The sequence below is a fragment of the Staphylococcus sp. HMSC061G12 genome, from assembly GCF_001838465.1.
GTDB classification, from domain to species: Bacteria; Bacillota; Bacilli; order Staphylococcales; family Staphylococcaceae; genus Staphylococcus; species Staphylococcus simulans.
Genome location: NZ_KV837022.1, coordinates 23151 through 40187, shown reverse-complemented (window position 1 = coordinate 40187; position 17037 = coordinate 23151). Strand labels below are relative to the sequence as shown.

The window sequence follows — 17037 nt, the reverse complement described above, 5'->3', positions numbered from 1 at the left end:
CAGATGCAGACGCAGATGCCGACGCAGACGCAGATTCAGATTACCCTGTTGAACCAAATGAACCAGGTAATCCAGATGAACCAGGACACCCTGGCACTCCAGAACAAGGTACTACACAAGGTTCAAATGGTGAACAACCAGCACAAGCTGAAGGTCATGGCGATAAAGAATTACCTGACACAGGTGAAGAGAATAATAATAAAGAAGCTACATTATTCGGTGGCTTATTCGCAGCACTAGGTTCTGCATTATTATTCGGACGCCGTAAGAAAAATAAAGAACAATAATTCTATTTAAATAGTGGGCTGGACTTTGTTCCGGCCCATTTATACATACTGAATGAGAAGGGGTTTGGACATGACAATTAACAACGAGATTGAACAAGTTTTACAAAAAGCAGATCAACAGCTATTAGGTAAAGATTATGTGTTTGTTAGTTTAGGTAATCCCAATATGAAAGCTTCTGTAAAATTGATTAAGCAGTCACGTAATCTTAAAAGAGATATTACGAAACAATATGAACAGTTTAAAAAGAAAGCTGGTAAGTATCCTAAGTGGGTTAAAATTGATTTTGTTTATCGTACGAAAGAAGTTGTCTTTGAAGATGTTAAAAGAGATTTAGAAGAGACACGTCGAAACTATATTGATTACGGAATTGCTTATGATAAGAATTGGAATTTAACTTTCATGGCAGAAGAAATTAATATTAATGCCTTTGTCAGACCGACTAAAGATAAAAAGTCTTTCTTCTTATCTGAGGATAATATCAATAACTATTTGAAGAAATATACAAAACATAAACAGTTCTATAGACATCAAGATTATATGGGTAAGCCGATTAAAAAGTTTTATACAAAGGGTTACTTTATTGAAAATCATGAGGTTTATGAACTAGCCGCAGAGGGTCGTGAAAAAGGATTACGTCATGTTGAAGATTTGTCACAAGAAATTGATAAAATGTTGGAAACTTCGACAGATTATCTTGCGAATGAATTACAACCAAGCGGTCAATTTATCTATGGTTATTTTCCACACTTCGATAAGAAAATCAGTTTCTATAATAATTTGAGACATGCTTCTTCAACTTATGCGCTAATGGAAGGATTACATTACTTAAACAAAGATATCACTATTGCTGAAAAAGCGATTGATTACCTAATCGACAATTACTTATACAAGCAAGGAGAAGTCGCACATATATTTGATGACACCAAAAATATTAATGAAATTAAACTAGGTCAAAATGCGGCATTTGTTTTTGCGATTTGTGAGTATCTAAAAATAAAACCAGGTAACCAGAAGTATTTAGAAGCTGCACAACAAGTGGCAGAAGGTATGGTTTCAATGATTGACAGTGAAACAGCTGAAATTGTACATGTCTTACAATATCCTAGTCTAGAAGTTAAAGAAAAGTTCCGTGTGATTTATTATGATGGTGAAGCTGCGTTAGGATTATTACGACTTTATCAAGTTGATCAGAATAAAAAATGGTTAGAAACAGTACGTCATATGTTTGAACGATTCATTTCACAAAGTTACTGGAAGAACCATGATCATTGGTTAGGTTATTGTACGAATGAATTAATTCAAATTGCGCCTGAAGCGAAATATATAGAATTTGGAATTAGAAATGTTTCTAGTTATTTAGACTACATTAAGAATCGTATTACAACTTTCCCAACATTCATGGAGATGTTGATGGCAACGTATCATATTGTACGTAAAGCCAGAGAAAAAGGTTTTGGGGAAATCGTAGATCGATTGATTAACGTAGATGACTTAATGACAACGATTCATAAACGTGCAGATTATCAACGTACAGGATACTTCTATCCAGAACTTGCGATGTACTTTAAAAACCCACAACGTATTCTTGGTTCGTTCTTTATCAAACACCATGGTTATCGTGTCCGCATTGATGATATCGAACACTATATTTCTGGTTACGTCCAATACCAAAAAGTCTTTAAATAATGACATATTAAACAGGCCATGAACTCGTAATTTTGTTCATGGCCTGTTTTATTATGAAAATAATTCATCCACTGTAACTTTAAACTGTTTAGCGATTTTAAAAGCTAAGCTCAAAGAAGGATCATACTTATTATTTTCAATCGCATTAATCGTTTGTCTCGAAACATTGACACTTTTACTTAGTGCTTCTTGAGATATCCCATTTTGTTTGCGATACAATTTTATTTTGTTTTTCATAACTCTCACCCTTTGTAGGTGTATTTTCTCATCACTCTATGTCTATTATGAATACTTTCGTTTAACGATTACATAATTATAAACTAAACTTCCCATTATAATAACTAAAAAGACAGCTTCAGGATATTTCGAGATAAAACTATGTGCACTGACTAAACCAAGCGTACGATTTAGAAAGGCGAATGTAATGAGAAGGATGGTAATGATAAAAGTCTTTGCGAGTACTTCTAAAATAATTTTAGTTTGACGTTCGTCATAATGAGACTCGGTTTGAACATCTACTGCTTCTGAAGGCATATAATTTTTTAAGAAGCCTCTCCAAGCAAATGCGAAAGCAACTATGGTTCCTATAGGGATGATAATTTTAAGTAATATCATGATGTCCCTCCTGAAATGTAAAGTTTATTTGACATTTTTAGAATACTGCTACGCTTAAATAATGTCAAGCATGTTTTACATTTCGCATAAAAAACAGAGCCGAATGGCCCTGTTTTAAATTCCTAAATGTTCTTTAAATGTGTGTCCTGTATAGTTTTTTCGATAAAGTCCGCGTTTTTGTAATTCTGGAACAATCAAATTTACAAAATCATCTAAGCTATCCGGCAAGGTGGGAGGCATTAAGTTGAAACCATCTGCCACACCTTCTTTGAACCAATGTTCCATTTCATTCACAATTTCCACAGGTGTTCCGATCAATGTTAAATGACCACCACCTGCATTTAAATATCCCAATAACTCTCGTACAGTAGGGTCTGTATCTCTGATAATTTCAAGGACTGTTTCATAACGACCTACAGGGCCAGTAAATTCAGAGACAGGAGGTAAGTCTGGGACTTTATCATCTAAATCCCAACTATGACAATCTTGTTGGACAAAGAAACTGAGTTGATTTAGTGCTGTTTCAATCGGTAGTTGATTATCAAGCACCGCTTTTTTCTCTAAAGCTGCTTCATGGGTTTCTGCGACATAAGTCACCAGACCTGGGAAGACTTTGAGGTTGCGGTCAGTCTGACCGGTACGTTTGATTTCATCATCTAAGCGTTGCCTGAACTGTTTTGCTTGTTTGATATTCCAAGAAACAGAGTAAACTGCATCTGCATATTTAACTGCGAGTGCCACGCCTTGTTTAGATGCGCCAGCCTGCATTGCGACGGGTTTACCTTGTGGACTTGCGGGTGTAGATAAAGGGCCGCGAACTTGGAAGTGTTCTCCTTGATGATTGAAAGGTTCTATTGCTTTTGAATCAATCAGTTGATTGTATTTACGATCGTGTTTAAAATCATTGGTTTGCCATGACTCGAAGAGATGATTCATGACTTCCGCAAATTCATCTGCTTTTTGGTATCGTGCTGTATGATCAGGCAGACCTACCATACTGTGATTTTGTGCTTCAATATCCGTCATAGATGTGACTAAATTCCAACCGACACGACCGCCAGTGATATGGTCCAAACTTAATAGCTGACGTGCAGCCGTATAAGGGTTAGAAAATGTGCTGGAAATCGTTGAGACTAACCCGACATGTTTTGTGACCTGCGAAATTGCAGTTAAATTGACAATAGGGTCAAACCAGAACGCAGGCATCGTGGTGTCATTATTTGCGGGGAAGGATTGGTTATCCGCGAAAAACACCGCGTCAAAATAGCCGCGTTCTGCGATTTGAGCTAAATCTTGATAATACTCGATGGTGCCGATACGTTCAACACTTGAATCAGGCATCAGCCATGCAGCTTGATGATGGCCGCATCCATATAATAAAACGCCAATGTGCAGTTGTTTTTCTTTCTGCGTAGGCATGTTATTCACCTCGTGTTTAATATTGTTACCTAGTTCATCGTTAATCCGCCATCAACAGTGATGTTTTGGCCTGTAATACCGTCTGCTTGTTCTGAAACAAGATAAGCCACCATGTTTGCGACATCTTGCGGTGTTGTCACCTTACGTAGTGGTGTACTTTGCGCAATCAAGTCAAAGACTTCAGGTGTAGTAACTGAGCTAGCGTCCGTTGTTTTAAGCAATCCGCCTGAAACAACATTCGCATTAATACCATATTGGCCAAGCTCTGCTGCAATGTTACGTGTGAAACCAATTAATGCAGCTTTCGCTGTTGTATATTCATGATAAGGAACAACAGGATTTTGGTATAAATTTGTGCCGATAGATACAACACTTCCGCGTTGATTTTCAATAAATTGAGGTACCACACTTTGTACAACGTTGAATGCAGCTTTTAATGTGCCATCGATTTGATTTTGATAATCTGACCAGTCCATATCTTTAAATGATTTTTGTGTTGTCGGATCAAATTTGAAACCAATCAATGCGTTGTTTACTACACCATCAATACGACCGAATGCTTCTGTTCCTTCTTTGACTAAACGTTCTACTGCATCACGGTCAGTAACATCTGCTTGAATTGCGACAGCACGGTTATTATCAATTTCTTGAGCCAATGCTTCGGCAGCTTCCTTACTTTGGTTGTAGTTAATAATAACGTTAAAACCTTGTTCGCCTAATGTACGGCTGATTACAGCACCTAAGCCACGTCCGCCGCCTGTTACTAAAATTGTTCTTGCCATTTAAATCGCCCCTTTAGTTAAATTAAGACATAAAAAAACACACAACCTATCTAGAGCTGTGCGTATCAGAGCGAGTTGAAAGTATAGACTCAGACATTCTTAGCCATACTTTCTTAGTTATGTACTCACACTTTCCTACGCTAGTTTCAGCTAGATCAGGTTCAAAGGGTCTGAAGCCATGCTTCATCTCAGTTATAAAACGCCCCTAGTGCATTTATATTTGTCATTAACCTTAATCTATCGACTTTCTAGAAGTAAGTCAAGGAAGGGCGATAAGAAAGGATTTAGTGAAAAAATAACAGCATACATGTTATGATAAACAAGAATACAAATAACAGGGTCTCCCTACAGAATTGGAGTGAGTTATATGTTCTGGTTAGGTATGTCATTCCCTTTATTAGCCATTATTTTCATTGTCTTCTCTGTGCGTGAAGAAAAGAAACGTAAATTGAAAAAACAAGAAAAAGAAGCTAGATGGGAAGCACAAAAACAACAAGAAGCGAAAGCTAAAGAAGAACAAGCGGCTAAAACTCAAGAAACTGAAAATCAACAACCACAAGATGTTAAAGCACTTGAACAACAACAAGAACATCGAGAAGTAACAGCTGAAGAAGAAGCACAACGTGTTGAAGCAAAAGCAGCCGCGAATGCACCACACGAAGAAGATAAACCTTCTTCATAATTGAATCATGATGAATTGAAAGCTGACCGAAAGTATAACCGGTCAGCTTTTTCATTATGTTTCTATTTAATTCAAATACACAACAAAACTAAATTTTCCCGACTAATGATTCAGAAATAGGCTATACTATATAAAATAAGAAAATTCAGATAATTAATAGTGGGAAAGAGGAATGTGTATGACAGAAAATAGAAAGGAAAATTCAAAAGATTCATCTTCAAAATTTCAATTAAAAACACCTCATACGTATGCATTGTTAATGATGATTATCGCCATTGCTTGCGTCTTGACGTATATTATTCCAGCAGGAGAATATAAACGCGTAGATAAAGGGGGACAAACTTTAGTAGTCCCAGGTTCATATCATAGTATTGAACAACACGGGGTGTCGTTTTTAGATTTATTCCGTGCAGTACCTGAAGGTTTATTGACAGGGGGAGAAATAGTCTTTTATATCTTTTTAGTCGGTGGTGCCTTCGGTATTGTACATAGAACAGGCGCATTTGAAAATGGGATTAACCAAGCGATTAAAACATTAGGTTCTTCGCGCATCTTAATGATTCCATTAACTATGATTGTGTTCTCTATTTTAGGCTTTTCAATTGGTTTAGCAGAAGAAACCATTATCTTTGTGCCGATCGGTGTAATCATTGCGAGAACACTAGGTTATGATGCGATGACAGGAGCCGCGATGGTGATTTTAGGTGCCGCAAGTGGATTTATTGGAGGTATGTTGAATCCATTTACAGTCGGTGTTGCGCAAACCGTTGCTGAACTTCCCATGTTCTCAGGTTGGGGGTTACGTTCCATCATTTATATATTCATCTTAGCCGCAGCGATCGGTTCGGTAATGCTTTATGCTAGAAAAGTGAAACGTAATCCAAAGAAAAGTGTCGTTTATGCTTTAGAACAAGAAGAAGGTCAAAGTCATAAAGCTATAGAATATGAACGTTTTACCAAACGTCAAGCCTTCGCATTAAGTATTATTGCGTTAACTATTGTGTTTAATGTCTATGGTATCTTTCGTTATGAATGGTCTTTTAATCAAATGAGCGCAAACTTTGTTTTAGCAGGTTTGCTTGCAGGGTTTGTCAGTGACTTAGGTATGAATGGTACCTTTGATGCTTTTATTGAAGGAATGAAAGACATTTTATTTGGCGCAATGATTGTTGGTTTTGCGAAAGGCATTGTCGTTATTTTAGAACAAGGTAAAATTATTGATTCTATTATTCATGGAATGACTACACTACTCAATGATGTCCCATCGTCTATTGTGATTATTGTGATGTTTATCTTCCAATTTTTCCTTAACTTCTTCATTCCATCTGGTTCAGGACAAGCCTTGACTACAATGCCTTTGATGGTGCCGATTTCAGACTTGCTGGATATTAATCGCCAACTTACAGTGCTTGCTTTCCAATATGGTGATTCCATCAGCAATGTGCTGTTTCCGACTTCTGCCATTTTAATGGGTGCACTCGCAGTTGCGAAAATTTCATACGTACAGTGGTTGAAATTCGCTTGGAAATTGATTCTGCTGTGGGTTATTATCTGTGCGATTGCCATGTCCATCGCATTGCTTGTCGGCTATTAGGGAATACTAACTCTGTTCAAAGCTAAAACATGAGGAGGAAGTGTCCTTGAATCAACACGAGAAAGAGAAATTATGGCGTGAATATAAATATGAAGTCATGTGGCATAGCCAAGCACACTATAACCAAATCAGATCAGTCATGAAAGATAATGTAGAAGGTGAGGTATTACAACGCTTGATTGATGAAGCATTAGCCCTCCCTCCGTCTAAAGGTGCCGTCATCAATACGTTTGATCATATGTGGGGCTATTTTAAGAAAGAAGCGGATGATACTGAAAAAAATCGACACCAAACATTGAAAGCGGACTTCGAATCAGAGAAAACAACATCTGATGAACTCTTGTCATTTATCTATACACTTGCGACTAAATACCAAAGCAAGTACTTATTAAATTCTTCAATTTTGAAGAATGCATGACAGAAAATCAGAAGTATTAAAAAATTTGAGGAAAGTGGTAGGTTATTAAATGACTTTTATCTGATTTTCGCTTAACATGTAACACAAGTTTCAAATTAAATCAGATTTGGTTAACTGAATAACTTAACTTATTATTAAAATTTCAAATAGAGGGTAATTGACTCTAGTAGGAATAATGACAGCAAGGTGTGAAATGTTATGGAACAATTAATAAATGATGATTACGAATACTGCAGAAAGATAATGGAAGAGTACTCAAAGACCTTCTCTTATGCGTTTAATAGTCTGCCTGAACAAGAGCGTAAAGCAGTTTGGGCGATTTATGCAGTATGTCGTATGATAGATGACAGTATAGATGAATATGAAGATCCAAAACGCTTAGATGCGATTCGTGAAGATTTAGAACACATCTACGATGGAGATTCTGAAAATGTGAACTTTAATAGTAACGCATCTGTGATGCGCGCGTTTCGTCATACACTAAAATCTTATCCTGTTCCATTACATGCCTTTAAAACATTAATGGATTACGTGGAAAGCGATTTGACTATGACAGCATTAGAAACAGATGAAGAGCTAGAAGCCTATTGTTACGGCGTGGCAGGGACGATTGGTGAATTACTGACACCTGTACTTGCTTATGAACAATATTATGAGACAGCAGATAAAATCGGTATAGAACTTGGTAAAGCCCTACAAATCACAAATATTTTACGTGATGTCGGTGAAGACTTTGAAAATAACCGTATCTATTTAAGCGCAAATCGCTTAAAAGAATATAATGTTGATTTAAAAGCAGTATATGAAGACGGTGTGACACAAAATTATATTGATTTATGGGAAAGTTACGCCAAAGATGCGGATGCTATGTATCATAATGCATTAAGTCATTTAGATTACTTCCACGAAGATGCACGCCCCATTATTGAAGTTGCAGCTCAAGCGTATCGTGAAATCCTTGAAGTTGTACGTAAAAAGCATTATTCATTGCACCAACGTGCATATGTCAGTCGCTTGAAAAAAGGTCAAATTTACCGTCGTGTCATGAAATCATACAAATAACTTTAAACTTAAAACAATAAACTATAAACAAAACCAGCATGTGATGTTTCAAACAGGCATGCTGGTTTTGTCATGTTTATAGCTTAATTAAATTCTACATATTGCGGTCCATCTTCTGAATCGCTATTCATTAATTTAATAGATCTTGGAATAGCTCTGATGACACAAAGTTTAGGGTCTTCTTTCGATTCAAAGAACGATTTATCTTGTTCGTCCCAAATCCAATCTAATACATCTGGATCTTCAGTGACTTCTAAGTCTGCATAGATTTCTAAGAAACTATGGTTTTTCGTATCATCATAGCCTAATAAAATATGAGCAACAGGATTTTGTTCGATTTCTTCAATCTTTACTGAGTCTGTACTAGTTTTCGTATATAAATCAAATTCTTGATCATAGAAAATCATATATCGGCTATCTGGCTTATTGTCATAGGAAGTTGAAAGTACACCAATACGTGATGCTTTCATAATATCTTTAATCTTTTTTAAGACAACTTGTCTATCCATAGTATTCACCTCTTTCTTTATATTTACCCGTATGCGTTGGCAATAAAAGTTGTGTCAGGTATAACTCATCCTTTATGCATATTGTAAATGTCGCTATAATGAAGATGAAAAAAGAAGGAGGCATCATGGAATGGTACGAAAAATTGTGATTGCACCAGATTCATTTAAAGAAACTTTAACAGCGGCTGAAGCGGCACAAGCCATAGAATTAGGACTACAGGAAGTCTTGCCTGAAACGGTCATCTATGACAAAGTACCGATGGCTGATGGCGGTGAAGGGACGATGCAGTCGCTCCATGATGCCTTAGGCGGAACCATGAAACCTGTAAAAGCGACAGACGCTTTAGGCCGAATTATTGATGCACAATATTCATATGTTGAACAAAGTAAAACGGCTATTATTGAACTCGCAGAAGCTTCTGGTTTAGAAACAATCGAACTCAAACATCGTAATCCGCTTGTGACTTCTACATACGGTACAGGGCAATTGATTTTAAGCGCACTAAATCAAGGTGCACAAAAAATTATCCTCGGTATTGGCGGAAGTGCGACCAATGATGGCGGAACAGGTATGATGAAAGCACTTGGCGTAAAATTCCTTGATGAGAAAGGTGACAACTTACCTGAAGGTGGTGCCCCTTTAATTAATCTAGCGCAAATTGATATTTCTAAGTTAGAAAAACGGCTGAAAAACGTAACTTTTGAAGTAGTTTGTGATGTCGATAACCCATTGCTTGGACCCACAGGTGCTACTCATACGTACGCTAAACAAAAAGGCGCTTCACCAAAAGATATTGAACAACTTGAACAAGCTTTAACACATTATAATCACGTGTTATCAGAAACTTTTCAACATGATTATTCAAATGTACCAGGTGCGGGGGCTGCAGGTGGTACAGGTATTGCGTTAGTTGCTTTTTTAGCTGCAGAACTTTCTCGAGGTATCGATATTGTTTTACATGAAACACAGTTAAAAGCACGTCTGAAAGATGCTGATATTTGTATTACAGGTGAAGGTAAGATCGATCAACAGACGATTTATGGGAAAACACCGATTGGTGTTGCAAAAACAGCTCAACAATTTAACATACCTATTATTGCGTTATGCGGCGTAACTGGAGAAGGCTATGAAGCTGTTAAAACACATGGGATTGATCACGTCTTCAGTGTGACTGGCCTAGATGACAGACCTCCAAACGACCATGCTTCAATCAGTAAAGCAGAAGCACTTGCACATCCATTTCGTTATTTAAAAGCACTCGCACAAGATGCGGCACATAGATTAGAATTAGGGAAGAACGTCTAAGTAGTTAGACGTTCTTTTTTTCTTCAAAAAAATCAACTTCATTTTTGGGAGTTAATACTATAGCGTTCATTGCTTAGGATGTTTAAAACGTCCAACTATCCAAGCAATCAATGCTAATAACATTACACAAATAAAAAGAACGATATTGATATAACTTTTTATTATCTGATCAGGATTAAACAAGCTATTAAGTAACAATATTCCTGTAAGTATGATTAATAGATATTGAACGATGACATAGCGTTTCTTCATATTCAATCAGCACCTCTCTCTTTATATGAGTGATTAACTTTGAAATTAGAATAACATAAAATTATTAAAATATGATTAAATAATTGAAGCGAGTGTGTAATGAATCATCTACCTTGTTTGAGTCATTTGAAATGAAGTCGATTTAAGTAAACATTATGAAAGCTTGTATATTTAAGAGTGAAAAGAAAAAGAGAAAAAATGTGTATTTTATTGTTGACAATCATCAACAATAGGTTTAATATTAGAAAACGTACACAGGGTGTACCATTTAAAATAACAAATCAATAATGGAAAATAAATGCGTAAAAGTGTTGGGGTATCAAGCTTTTACGTTTTAAAAAGTATCATAGTACATGGGGTGTACTATAAAGGAGAAGGAGTTACTTATGTTTAATGAGTTAAAATTTATCAAAAATAATAAGATGTTAATTGTTGCGTTGATTGCGATAGGCTTATTACCTCTGATTTATGTAGCATTATTTGTGGGGTCAATTTGGAATCCATATGATAAGACAGACCAATTGAAAATATCTATTGTTAATGAAGATAAAGCAGCAACACTTCAAGGCAAGAAAATCAATATTGGAGACGAAGTCGTATCGAAACTTAAAGATAATAAAAAATTCGATTTCCAAGAAGTATCTAAAGACACAGCGAAAAAACAATTAAAGAACGGCAAAGCTATCGGAACAATTATTATTCCAGAAGATGCATCTAAAAATGCGACAACATTATTAAATAAAAATCCAAAGAAAATTGAATTAGAAACACAAGTGAACCCAGGTTCAAGTTATACAGGCAGTCAAGCGGCACAAAAAGCGATTGATACTGTAACCAAATCGATTCGCAATACAGTGCGTGCAGAATACTTAGATGAATTATTTGCGGCTAATAAACAATCTAAACAAGGTTATACAGATACATCGAAGGCTTTAGGACAAATGTCTCAAGCAGAAGGACAATTAATTAATGGTAATGAACAGGTGACTGCAGGTTTAAAACAAATGGCACCTATGGCAGGCGCACAAGGTGAACAGTTAGTTCAAGGTAATGAACAAGTGACACAAGGCTTACAACAGCTTCAACAAAATAATGAACAACTTAAACAAAAAATTGATCAAGCAGTAGAAAAACAAACGAATGTCCATTTTGAAAATGAAAATGAACAAGCATTAAATGATATTGAGAAAGTAACAGAAAACAATATCACTAAAGCAGATTACTATGGCGAAACAGTTTTACCTTATATGGCAAGTGTAGGTTTATTTGTAGGTGCTGTATCTTTTGCGGCAATTTATCCATTAACTAAAACATTACGTCAAGATGTCGCACCATGGAAACAATGGTTAGGTAAAGTGTTCTTATATGTCTTACAAGGTTCATTCAGTGCCATCATGTTAAGTCTATGGGTGAAATTCGGACTCGGTTTAGATATTGAAAACATAGGTAAGTTCTTAACAGTCATGTTCTTATGGGCGATTGCGGCAATCGCAGTAACTTCTTTACTCGTATTATTATTAGATCGTGTCGGTTTATTCTTAGCGATGTTATTGTTAGTACTGCAATTAAGCTCAAGTGAAGGAATGTTCCCGATTGAAATGTCAGCCGCATTCTTCCGATTCATCCACCCATTCTCACCGATGTCTTACGCGATTCAAGGTTTCCGTGAAGCCATCTTTACGAATGCAGGCCACTTTACTTTCGGTTTTGTAGCCGCAATCCTTTCTGGTATTGCGTTAGGTGCGATGTTGATTCAATATCTAGTATTAATCTGGTTTAACAAACGTGGCAAACCACTATTCCAAATGAAATTCAACTAATGATAAAATGTGAGTGAAGCGCAATAAGTTGGAGGGACAATCATGAATGACGAAATGAAAGAAGCATTAACTAGATTTGATTTGAGTTTAATGAATATCAATAAATACATTTCAGATATGCTTCAAGAAACAGGATTGAAACATATGATTTCACGAGAGCAATTAGAAGCTTTAATTATGATCCGTTCTCATCGCAGATTAACGATTAATGAACTTGCTGACTTACAAGATATCTTTAAAACTGCAGCTTCTAAACGTATTCATAAACTAGAAAAAATGGGGCTGGTACGACAAGCAGCTTCAGATAATAAGCGTATTAAATTAATGGAAATGACTGATGAGGGCATTCAATTTTTAGAAGAAGTCAAAGAAAAAATGGCATGGATTGTCAGTGAATGTTTAAAAGGACATTTCAGTACTGAGGAAATTGTGCAGTTTGTAGATAAACTTCAAGCCATTGAACAAACATTGAAACAACGTTAAATGAATAACGTAAGGTTAAGCACCGCTACACGATAGAGAGTGAAGCGGTGCTTTTATTTACGCTCAATGCATAGTCAACGTGGGGAGGCGGGTATAGAAGGATAACATTCATGTAAGAGATAAACGTTATAAGTACGAAGGAGTTGGAAAATATGTCAGAAACAATGAAGGCTATGGCTGTTCAAAAGTATGGGAAACAACCTGTTGAGATGATTGATTTACCTGTACCAGAGCCTGGTCCAGAAGAGGTCCTAGTACGTGTGAAAGCTGCTAGTGTGAATCCAGTAGATTTTAAAACACGTGATGGTGATTTAAAAGCAGTCGTGAAACATAAATTTCCGCTAGTACTCGGTAATGATTTGGCAGGCGTTGTGGAGAAAGTAGGGAAAGACGTTAGAAACTTTAAAGTCGGAGATAAGGTATACGGCCGACCTGGCAAAAATAATATGGGAACATTTGCGCAGTATTTTGCGATTAATCAGTATGATATTGCGTTGATGCCGAAGAACTTAGATTTTGTGGAAGCGGCGAGTATTCCGTTAGTTGGTTTAACGAGCTATCAGGCTTTCCATGAAATCATGCATCTTAAAGCAGGAGATAAAGTGTTGGTTGAAGCGGGTTCAGGCGGTATTGGTACCTTTGCGATTCAATTAGGCCGTGTGATGGGCTTGCATGTCGCGACGACTGTCAGTGAAAAAGGTGAATCCTTAGTTCGATCACTCGGCGCAGATGAAATTATTAATTATAAACAACAAAATTTCTGGGATGTCTTATCTAATTATGATGGGGTCTTTGATACGTTAGGTGGCAAAAACTTAGAAAAAGCCTTTACGATATTAAAACCAGGTGGCTCTATCGCATCATTAGTCGGACCGCCGACTATGAAATTCGCAGATACTTGGCATTTAAATTTAGCAAAACGTGCAGGTATTTGGTATTTGTCTCGTCATGTTCGTAAGCTTGCGAAAGCATACCATGTGTATTATGAATTCTTCTTAATGCATCCGAGTGATGCGCAATTACGTACAATTACGAACCTTATTGAAGAAGGCGAAATCAAACCTGTCATTGATAAGGTCTATCCGTTCCATGATACGCAACGTGCACTCGATTATTCAGAACAAGGTCATGCGAAAGGTAAGATTGTGATTAAAGTGGAAGATTAATTGATAGATAACTCAATAACAAAAGGAGCATCCATTAAGGTGCTCCTTTTGTGTATACATATAGAATATTTAAATCAATCATAGGTCACTACATTAATAATAAACCGATAATAATCGCGATACTTGCGGTGCCGTTATTTAACGCATGGACCATATAGCTGTCCCAAAGATTGCGACGGCGTTGATAAGCAAGATAGAAACAAGCACCCATTCCCATATAAAGTAAGAAACCTACGATGTTGGTGCTGGCATGGTTGATTGAAAAAATAGCTGAAGAAATCAGCATCGGCAACCAAAATGAGAATCTAGAGAAAATTGTTTCTTTGAAAATACCTCTGAAGGTGATTTCTTCTAAAAATGGTCCGACAAATGTCAGATGGAACACGAATAAGATGAGTGCAATCACAATCATCGGATTTGTGAAGTCCTGTAGATGTTGAACTTGTTTTAACAGTAATTCATCATTTTCTGAACCTTGTTCACCAAAAACCACTGCCATGACGACAACACATAGTGCAGTCCAAATACGTGTGGCGATGAAATATAGAATATTCCAGGCAATGTCTACAAAACCAAGGGGTTTTAAACTTTCATAACCTTTTTTACGGTAATACCAGACGAGTAACCAGATAACTAGTGCTGACCAAATGACGTAGCCTACAATAATACCTGTGAATGCGAGCGGATTACCATGGGGATTCATAGCGACAAATCCGATTAAAAACATTGCGACAAGTGTTGGTGTCGTACATAAAAACATAAAGACAATCCATAAGATAATGTTGAGCCAACGTCTGCCTTTTGGACGTATGTTGTCAGGATGAGATCGCTTTGATTTTTTTCTGTTTGGTTCATGTGTTTCGTTAGGTGTTATGTAATGTTCAGGGTTGGTTGATTCATCGGTGTAGTAAATATAATCGTCATTTTGTTTAGACATGATGTGACTCCTCTCTTCATTTTAGAGTTCATAATTTCAGTCTATCATACGTTATTAAAAGACAGTGCATTATATCGTAAGTGATGTGATTTCATTCCTAATTGTTAAGTGCGTTATATTGCGTGTTGACAGTGAGAATGAATATCACTTATCATAAAAGTGTAACAAGTTACGCTTATTCGTTTTAAGCAAATAATTCATAAACATAATGTTTTAGTTTTTGTGTGAGATAGTTTAAGATAAATAAGTAAATCATTACGTCTTAAGTCATCAGATGACCGGACATTTAATTTGAGGAAGGTGGTTAAGAAATGAGTCAAGCAGAATCAAAAAACGTTATTTTGATTGGTGCAGGGGTATTAAGCACCACTTTTGGTTCATTTTTAAAAGAAATTCAACCTGACTGGAACATCAAGTTATTTGAACGCTTAGATGGTCCTGGGTTGGAAAGTTCTTATGATACAAGTAATGCTGGCACTGGGCATGCGGCATTATGTGAGTTGAACTATACGGTTGAACAACCAGATGGTTCAATTGATGTGGAAAAAGCGAAAGAAATTAATGAACAGTTTGAGATTTCAAAACAGTTCTGGTCACATTTAGTGAAAACAAATGCGATTGAAAACCCACGTGAATTCATCACGCCATTACCACACATCAGTTTCGTTCAAGGTGTGAAAAATGTTCAATTCTTGAAGAAACGTTATGAAGCATTGAAAAATTTACCGATGTTCTCTGACATTGAGTACACTGAAGATCGTGATAAACTTGCGCAATGGATGCCTTTAATGATGGAAGGCCGTTCTCCACACTTAGCGATTGCGGCAAGTAAGATTGATAAAGGAACAGACGTTAACTTTGGTGAGTTAACACGTAAATTAGCTTCAAACTTAGAAACACATGACAATGCAGAACTTTTCTATCGTCACGAAGTCGTTGGCTTCCAACAACGTGCTGATAAGAAATGGGAAGTAGAAGTACGTAACTTAGATACTGACAATGTTGAAACACATGTGGCAGACTATATCTTTATCGGTGCTGGTGGTGCCGCAATCCCATTACTTCAAAAAACACGTATTGAAGAAAGTAAAAACTTAGGCGGTTTCCCAATCAGTGGTGCATTCTTAGTATGTAATAAACCGGAAATCGTACAACAACACGATGCGAAAGTTTACGGTAAAGAGCCACCAGGCACACCACCAATGACGGTACCGCATTTAGATCGTCGTTATGTACGTGGAAAAGAAAGTTTATTATTCGGACCATTCGCAGCAATCGGACCTAAATTCTTGAAACACGGTTCAAACTTAGACTTATTCCGTTCATTGAATCGTGATAACTTATTAACAATGGCAGCTGCTGGGGTTAAAAACTTATCACTTGTTAAATATTCAATCCAACAAATGTTGATGAAAAAAGAAGACCGTATGAAAGAATTACGTCGTTTCGTACCAGATGCGAAAGACGAAGATTGGGATTTACACATTGCAGGTAAACGTGTTCAAGTAATCAAAGATACACAAGAACATGGTCGCGGCTTTATCCAATTCGGTACAGAAGTCGTTCACTCTAAAGACCACACTGTAGTCGCAATGTTAGGTGAATCACCAGGGGCTTCAACTTCAGTATCAGTCGCATTAGAAATCATTGAACAAAACTTCCCTGACTACCTAGAACAATGGTCAGGCAAATTAAAAGAAATGATTCCATCTTATGGCGAATCATTAATTGAGGATACGAAGTTATTAAACAAAGTACGTAAAGCATCAGCGGATACTTTGAAATTAAATGAAAAATAAGCAATAACACAATAAAACAGTGCTTCCTTAAAGTAGGAGGTACTGCTTTTTTATACATAAGTATGGATTTCATAGTGGTATTGGATAGATAAGAGACAGACTGAGGTTTGTCTGAGGTGAGTAGAAGGGATGTCTAAAATTTCTTGGCAGCACATTGTTGGAATTGTGTAGATTCCAGTTGGAATAAGCATAAGAAAACCATGTTTCATAACTGAGATG

At 36.6% G+C, this 17037-nt stretch carries 17 protein-coding genes and 1 riboswitch; of the genes, 11 read left to right on the top strand and 6 right to left on the bottom strand.

Going from position 1 to position 17037, the window contains the following annotated elements; all coding sequences use genetic code 11:
• Together HMPREF2937_RS02360 and HMPREF2937_RS02355 are read left to right on the top strand one after the other, a co-directional pair.
• Positions 1-287: LPXTG cell wall anchor domain-containing protein (locus tag HMPREF2937_RS02360; RefSeq protein WP_142351388.1), on the top strand; the 287-nt coding region annotated here is incomplete at its 5' end.
• Between the two features lie 70 nt (positions 288-357).
• Positions 358-1974, top strand: coding sequence for a poly(glycerol-phosphate) alpha-glucosyltransferase (locus HMPREF2937_RS02355; RefSeq protein WP_070863964.1), 1617 nt, complete (start codon positions 358-360; stop codon positions 1972-1974).
• Between the two features lie 51 nt (positions 1975-2025).
• Here HMPREF2937_RS02355 and HMPREF2937_RS02350 read toward each other — a convergent pair whose 3' ends face one another.
• The 4 genes from HMPREF2937_RS02350 to HMPREF2937_RS02335 all read right to left on the bottom strand — a co-directional run bounded on the left by HMPREF2937_RS02350 (position 2026) and on the right by HMPREF2937_RS02335 (position 4790).
• Entirely contained in the window at positions 2026-2211 is a 186-nt protein-coding gene (locus HMPREF2937_RS02350; RefSeq protein WP_070863963.1) for a helix-turn-helix transcriptional regulator, read from the bottom strand.
• A 45-nt stretch (positions 2212-2256) separates the two neighbouring features.
• A complete protein-coding gene (locus HMPREF2937_RS02345) occupies positions 2257-2589 on the bottom strand; it encodes a hypothetical protein (protein ID WP_070863962.1) in 333 nt (110 codons plus the stop codon).
• Positions 2590-2703: 114 nt separating this feature from the next.
• A complete protein-coding gene (locus HMPREF2937_RS02340; protein WP_070863961.1) occupies positions 2704-4008 on the bottom strand; it encodes an LLM class flavin-dependent oxidoreductase in 1305 nt (434 codons plus the stop codon).
• Between the two features lie 29 nt (positions 4009-4037).
• Positions 4038-4790 (bottom strand): 3-oxoacyl-ACP reductase, encoded by a 753-nt coding sequence (locus HMPREF2937_RS02335; RefSeq protein WP_023014745.1) that lies wholly within the window; start codon positions 4788-4790, stop codon positions 4038-4040.
• A 115-nt stretch (positions 4791-4905) separates the two neighbouring features.
• Positions 4906-5007, bottom strand: a riboswitch (TPP riboswitch).
• Between the two features lie 150 nt (positions 5008-5157).
• On the opposite strand from HMPREF2937_RS02335, the gene HMPREF2937_RS02330 reads away from it, so the two are divergent.
• From HMPREF2937_RS02330 to HMPREF2937_RS02315, 4 genes are all read left to right on the top strand, one after another.
• Positions 5158-5472, top strand: a complete 315-nt coding sequence (locus tag HMPREF2937_RS02330) for a hypothetical protein (RefSeq protein ID WP_002480117.1) — start codon at positions 5158-5160, stop codon at positions 5470-5472.
• Between the two features lie 178 nt (positions 5473-5650).
• Complete coding sequence (locus HMPREF2937_RS02325; protein WP_070863960.1) at positions 5651-7066, top strand: YfcC family protein; 1416 nt, start codon at positions 5651-5653, stop codon at positions 7064-7066.
• A 46-nt stretch (positions 7067-7112) separates the two neighbouring features.
• Entirely contained in the window at positions 7113-7484 is a 372-nt protein-coding gene (locus HMPREF2937_RS02320; protein ID WP_002480115.1) for a YbgA family protein, read from the top strand.
• Between the two features lie 198 nt (positions 7485-7682).
• Entirely contained in the window at positions 7683-8546 is an 864-nt protein-coding gene (locus tag HMPREF2937_RS02315; RefSeq protein WP_060804678.1) for a phytoene/squalene synthase family protein, read from the top strand.
• 83 nt (positions 8547-8629) lie between these two features.
• Here the strand turns inward: HMPREF2937_RS02315 and HMPREF2937_RS02310 are convergent, their stop codons facing one another.
• A complete protein-coding gene (locus HMPREF2937_RS02310) occupies positions 8630-9055 on the bottom strand; it encodes a pyridoxamine 5'-phosphate oxidase family protein (RefSeq protein WP_070849076.1) in 426 nt (141 codons plus the stop codon).
• Positions 9056-9185: 130 nt separating this feature from the next.
• Between HMPREF2937_RS02310 and HMPREF2937_RS02305 the strand changes: the two genes are divergently transcribed.
• From HMPREF2937_RS02305 to HMPREF2937_RS02285, 4 genes are all read left to right on the top strand, one after another.
• On the top strand, positions 9186-10361 hold the full coding sequence (locus HMPREF2937_RS02305) for a glycerate kinase (protein ID WP_070863959.1): 1176 nt from the start codon (positions 9186-9188) through the stop codon (positions 10359-10361).
• 638 nt (positions 10362-10999) lie between these two features.
• Positions 11000-12433 (top strand): YhgE/Pip family protein, encoded by a 1434-nt coding sequence (locus tag HMPREF2937_RS02295; protein WP_057510277.1) that lies wholly within the window; start codon positions 11000-11002, stop codon positions 12431-12433.
• 42 nt (positions 12434-12475) lie between these two features.
• Positions 12476-12916, top strand: coding sequence for a MarR family winged helix-turn-helix transcriptional regulator (locus HMPREF2937_RS02290; RefSeq protein ID WP_060804672.1), 441 nt, complete (start codon positions 12476-12478; stop codon positions 12914-12916).
• Positions 12917-13080: 164 nt separating this feature from the next.
• Entirely contained in the window at positions 13081-14082 is a 1002-nt protein-coding gene (locus HMPREF2937_RS02285; RefSeq protein WP_070863966.1) for an NADP-dependent oxidoreductase, read from the top strand.
• Between the two features lie 88 nt (positions 14083-14170).
• Here the strand turns inward: HMPREF2937_RS02285 and HMPREF2937_RS02280 are convergent, their stop codons facing one another.
• A complete protein-coding gene (locus tag HMPREF2937_RS02280) occupies positions 14171-15019 on the bottom strand; it encodes a CPBP family intramembrane glutamic endopeptidase (protein ID WP_070863958.1) in 849 nt (282 codons plus the stop codon).
• Between the two features lie 311 nt (positions 15020-15330).
• On the opposite strand from HMPREF2937_RS02280, the gene mqo reads away from it, so the two are divergent.
• Positions 15331-16818: a malate dehydrogenase (quinone) gene (gene mqo / locus HMPREF2937_RS02275; protein ID WP_023014735.1), complete on the top strand. Its 1488-nt coding sequence runs from the start codon at positions 15331-15333 to the stop codon at positions 16816-16818.
• Positions 16819-17037 lie beyond the last annotated feature (219 nt).

Excerpts from the sequence above, each read along its gene's own strand:
- HMPREF2937_RS02330 (WP_002480117.1), top strand. The coding sequence starts at position 5,158 with ATGTTCTGGTTAGGTATGTCATTCCCTTTATTAGCCATTATTTTCATT.
- HMPREF2937_RS02295 (WP_057510277.1), top strand. The coding sequence starts at position 11,000 with ATGTTTAATGAGTTAAAATTTATCAAAAATAATAAGATGTTAATTGTT.
- HMPREF2937_RS02335 (WP_023014745.1), bottom strand. The coding sequence starts at position 4,790 with ATGGCAAGAACAATTTTAGTAACAGGCGGCGGACGTGGCTTAGGTGCT.
- HMPREF2937_RS02290 (WP_060804672.1), top strand. The coding sequence starts at position 12,476 with ATGAATGACGAAATGAAAGAAGCATTAACTAGATTTGATTTGAGTTTA.
- HMPREF2937_RS02305 (WP_070863959.1), top strand. The coding sequence starts at position 9,186 with ATGGTACGAAAAATTGTGATTGCACCAGATTCATTTAAAGAAACTTTA.
- HMPREF2937_RS02325 (WP_070863960.1), top strand. The coding sequence starts at position 5,651 with ATGACAGAAAATAGAAAGGAAAATTCAAAAGATTCATCTTCAAAATTT.
- HMPREF2937_RS02345 (WP_070863962.1), bottom strand. The coding sequence starts at position 2,589 with ATGATATTACTTAAAATTATCATCCCTATAGGAACCATAGTTGCTTTC.
- HMPREF2937_RS02355 (WP_070863964.1), top strand. The coding sequence starts at position 358 with ATGACAATTAACAACGAGATTGAACAAGTTTTACAAAAAGCAGATCAA.
- HMPREF2937_RS02350 (WP_070863963.1), bottom strand. The coding sequence starts at position 2,211 with ATGAAAAACAAAATAAAATTGTATCGCAAACAAAATGGGATATCTCAA.
- HMPREF2937_RS02315 (WP_060804678.1), top strand. The coding sequence starts at position 7,683 with ATGGAACAATTAATAAATGATGATTACGAATACTGCAGAAAGATAATG.
- HMPREF2937_RS02280 (WP_070863958.1), bottom strand. The coding sequence starts at position 15,019 with ATGTCTAAACAAAATGACGATTATATTTACTACACCGATGAATCAACC.
- mqo (WP_023014735.1), top strand. The coding sequence starts at position 15,331 with ATGAGTCAAGCAGAATCAAAAAACGTTATTTTGATTGGTGCAGGGGTA.
- HMPREF2937_RS02310 (WP_070849076.1), bottom strand. The coding sequence starts at position 9,055 with ATGGATAGACAAGTTGTCTTAAAAAAGATTAAAGATATTATGAAAGCA.
- HMPREF2937_RS02340 (WP_070863961.1), bottom strand. The coding sequence starts at position 4,008 with ATGCCTACGCAGAAAGAAAAACAACTGCACATTGGCGTTTTATTATAT.
- HMPREF2937_RS02285 (WP_070863966.1), top strand. The coding sequence starts at position 13,081 with ATGAAGGCTATGGCTGTTCAAAAGTATGGGAAACAACCTGTTGAGATG.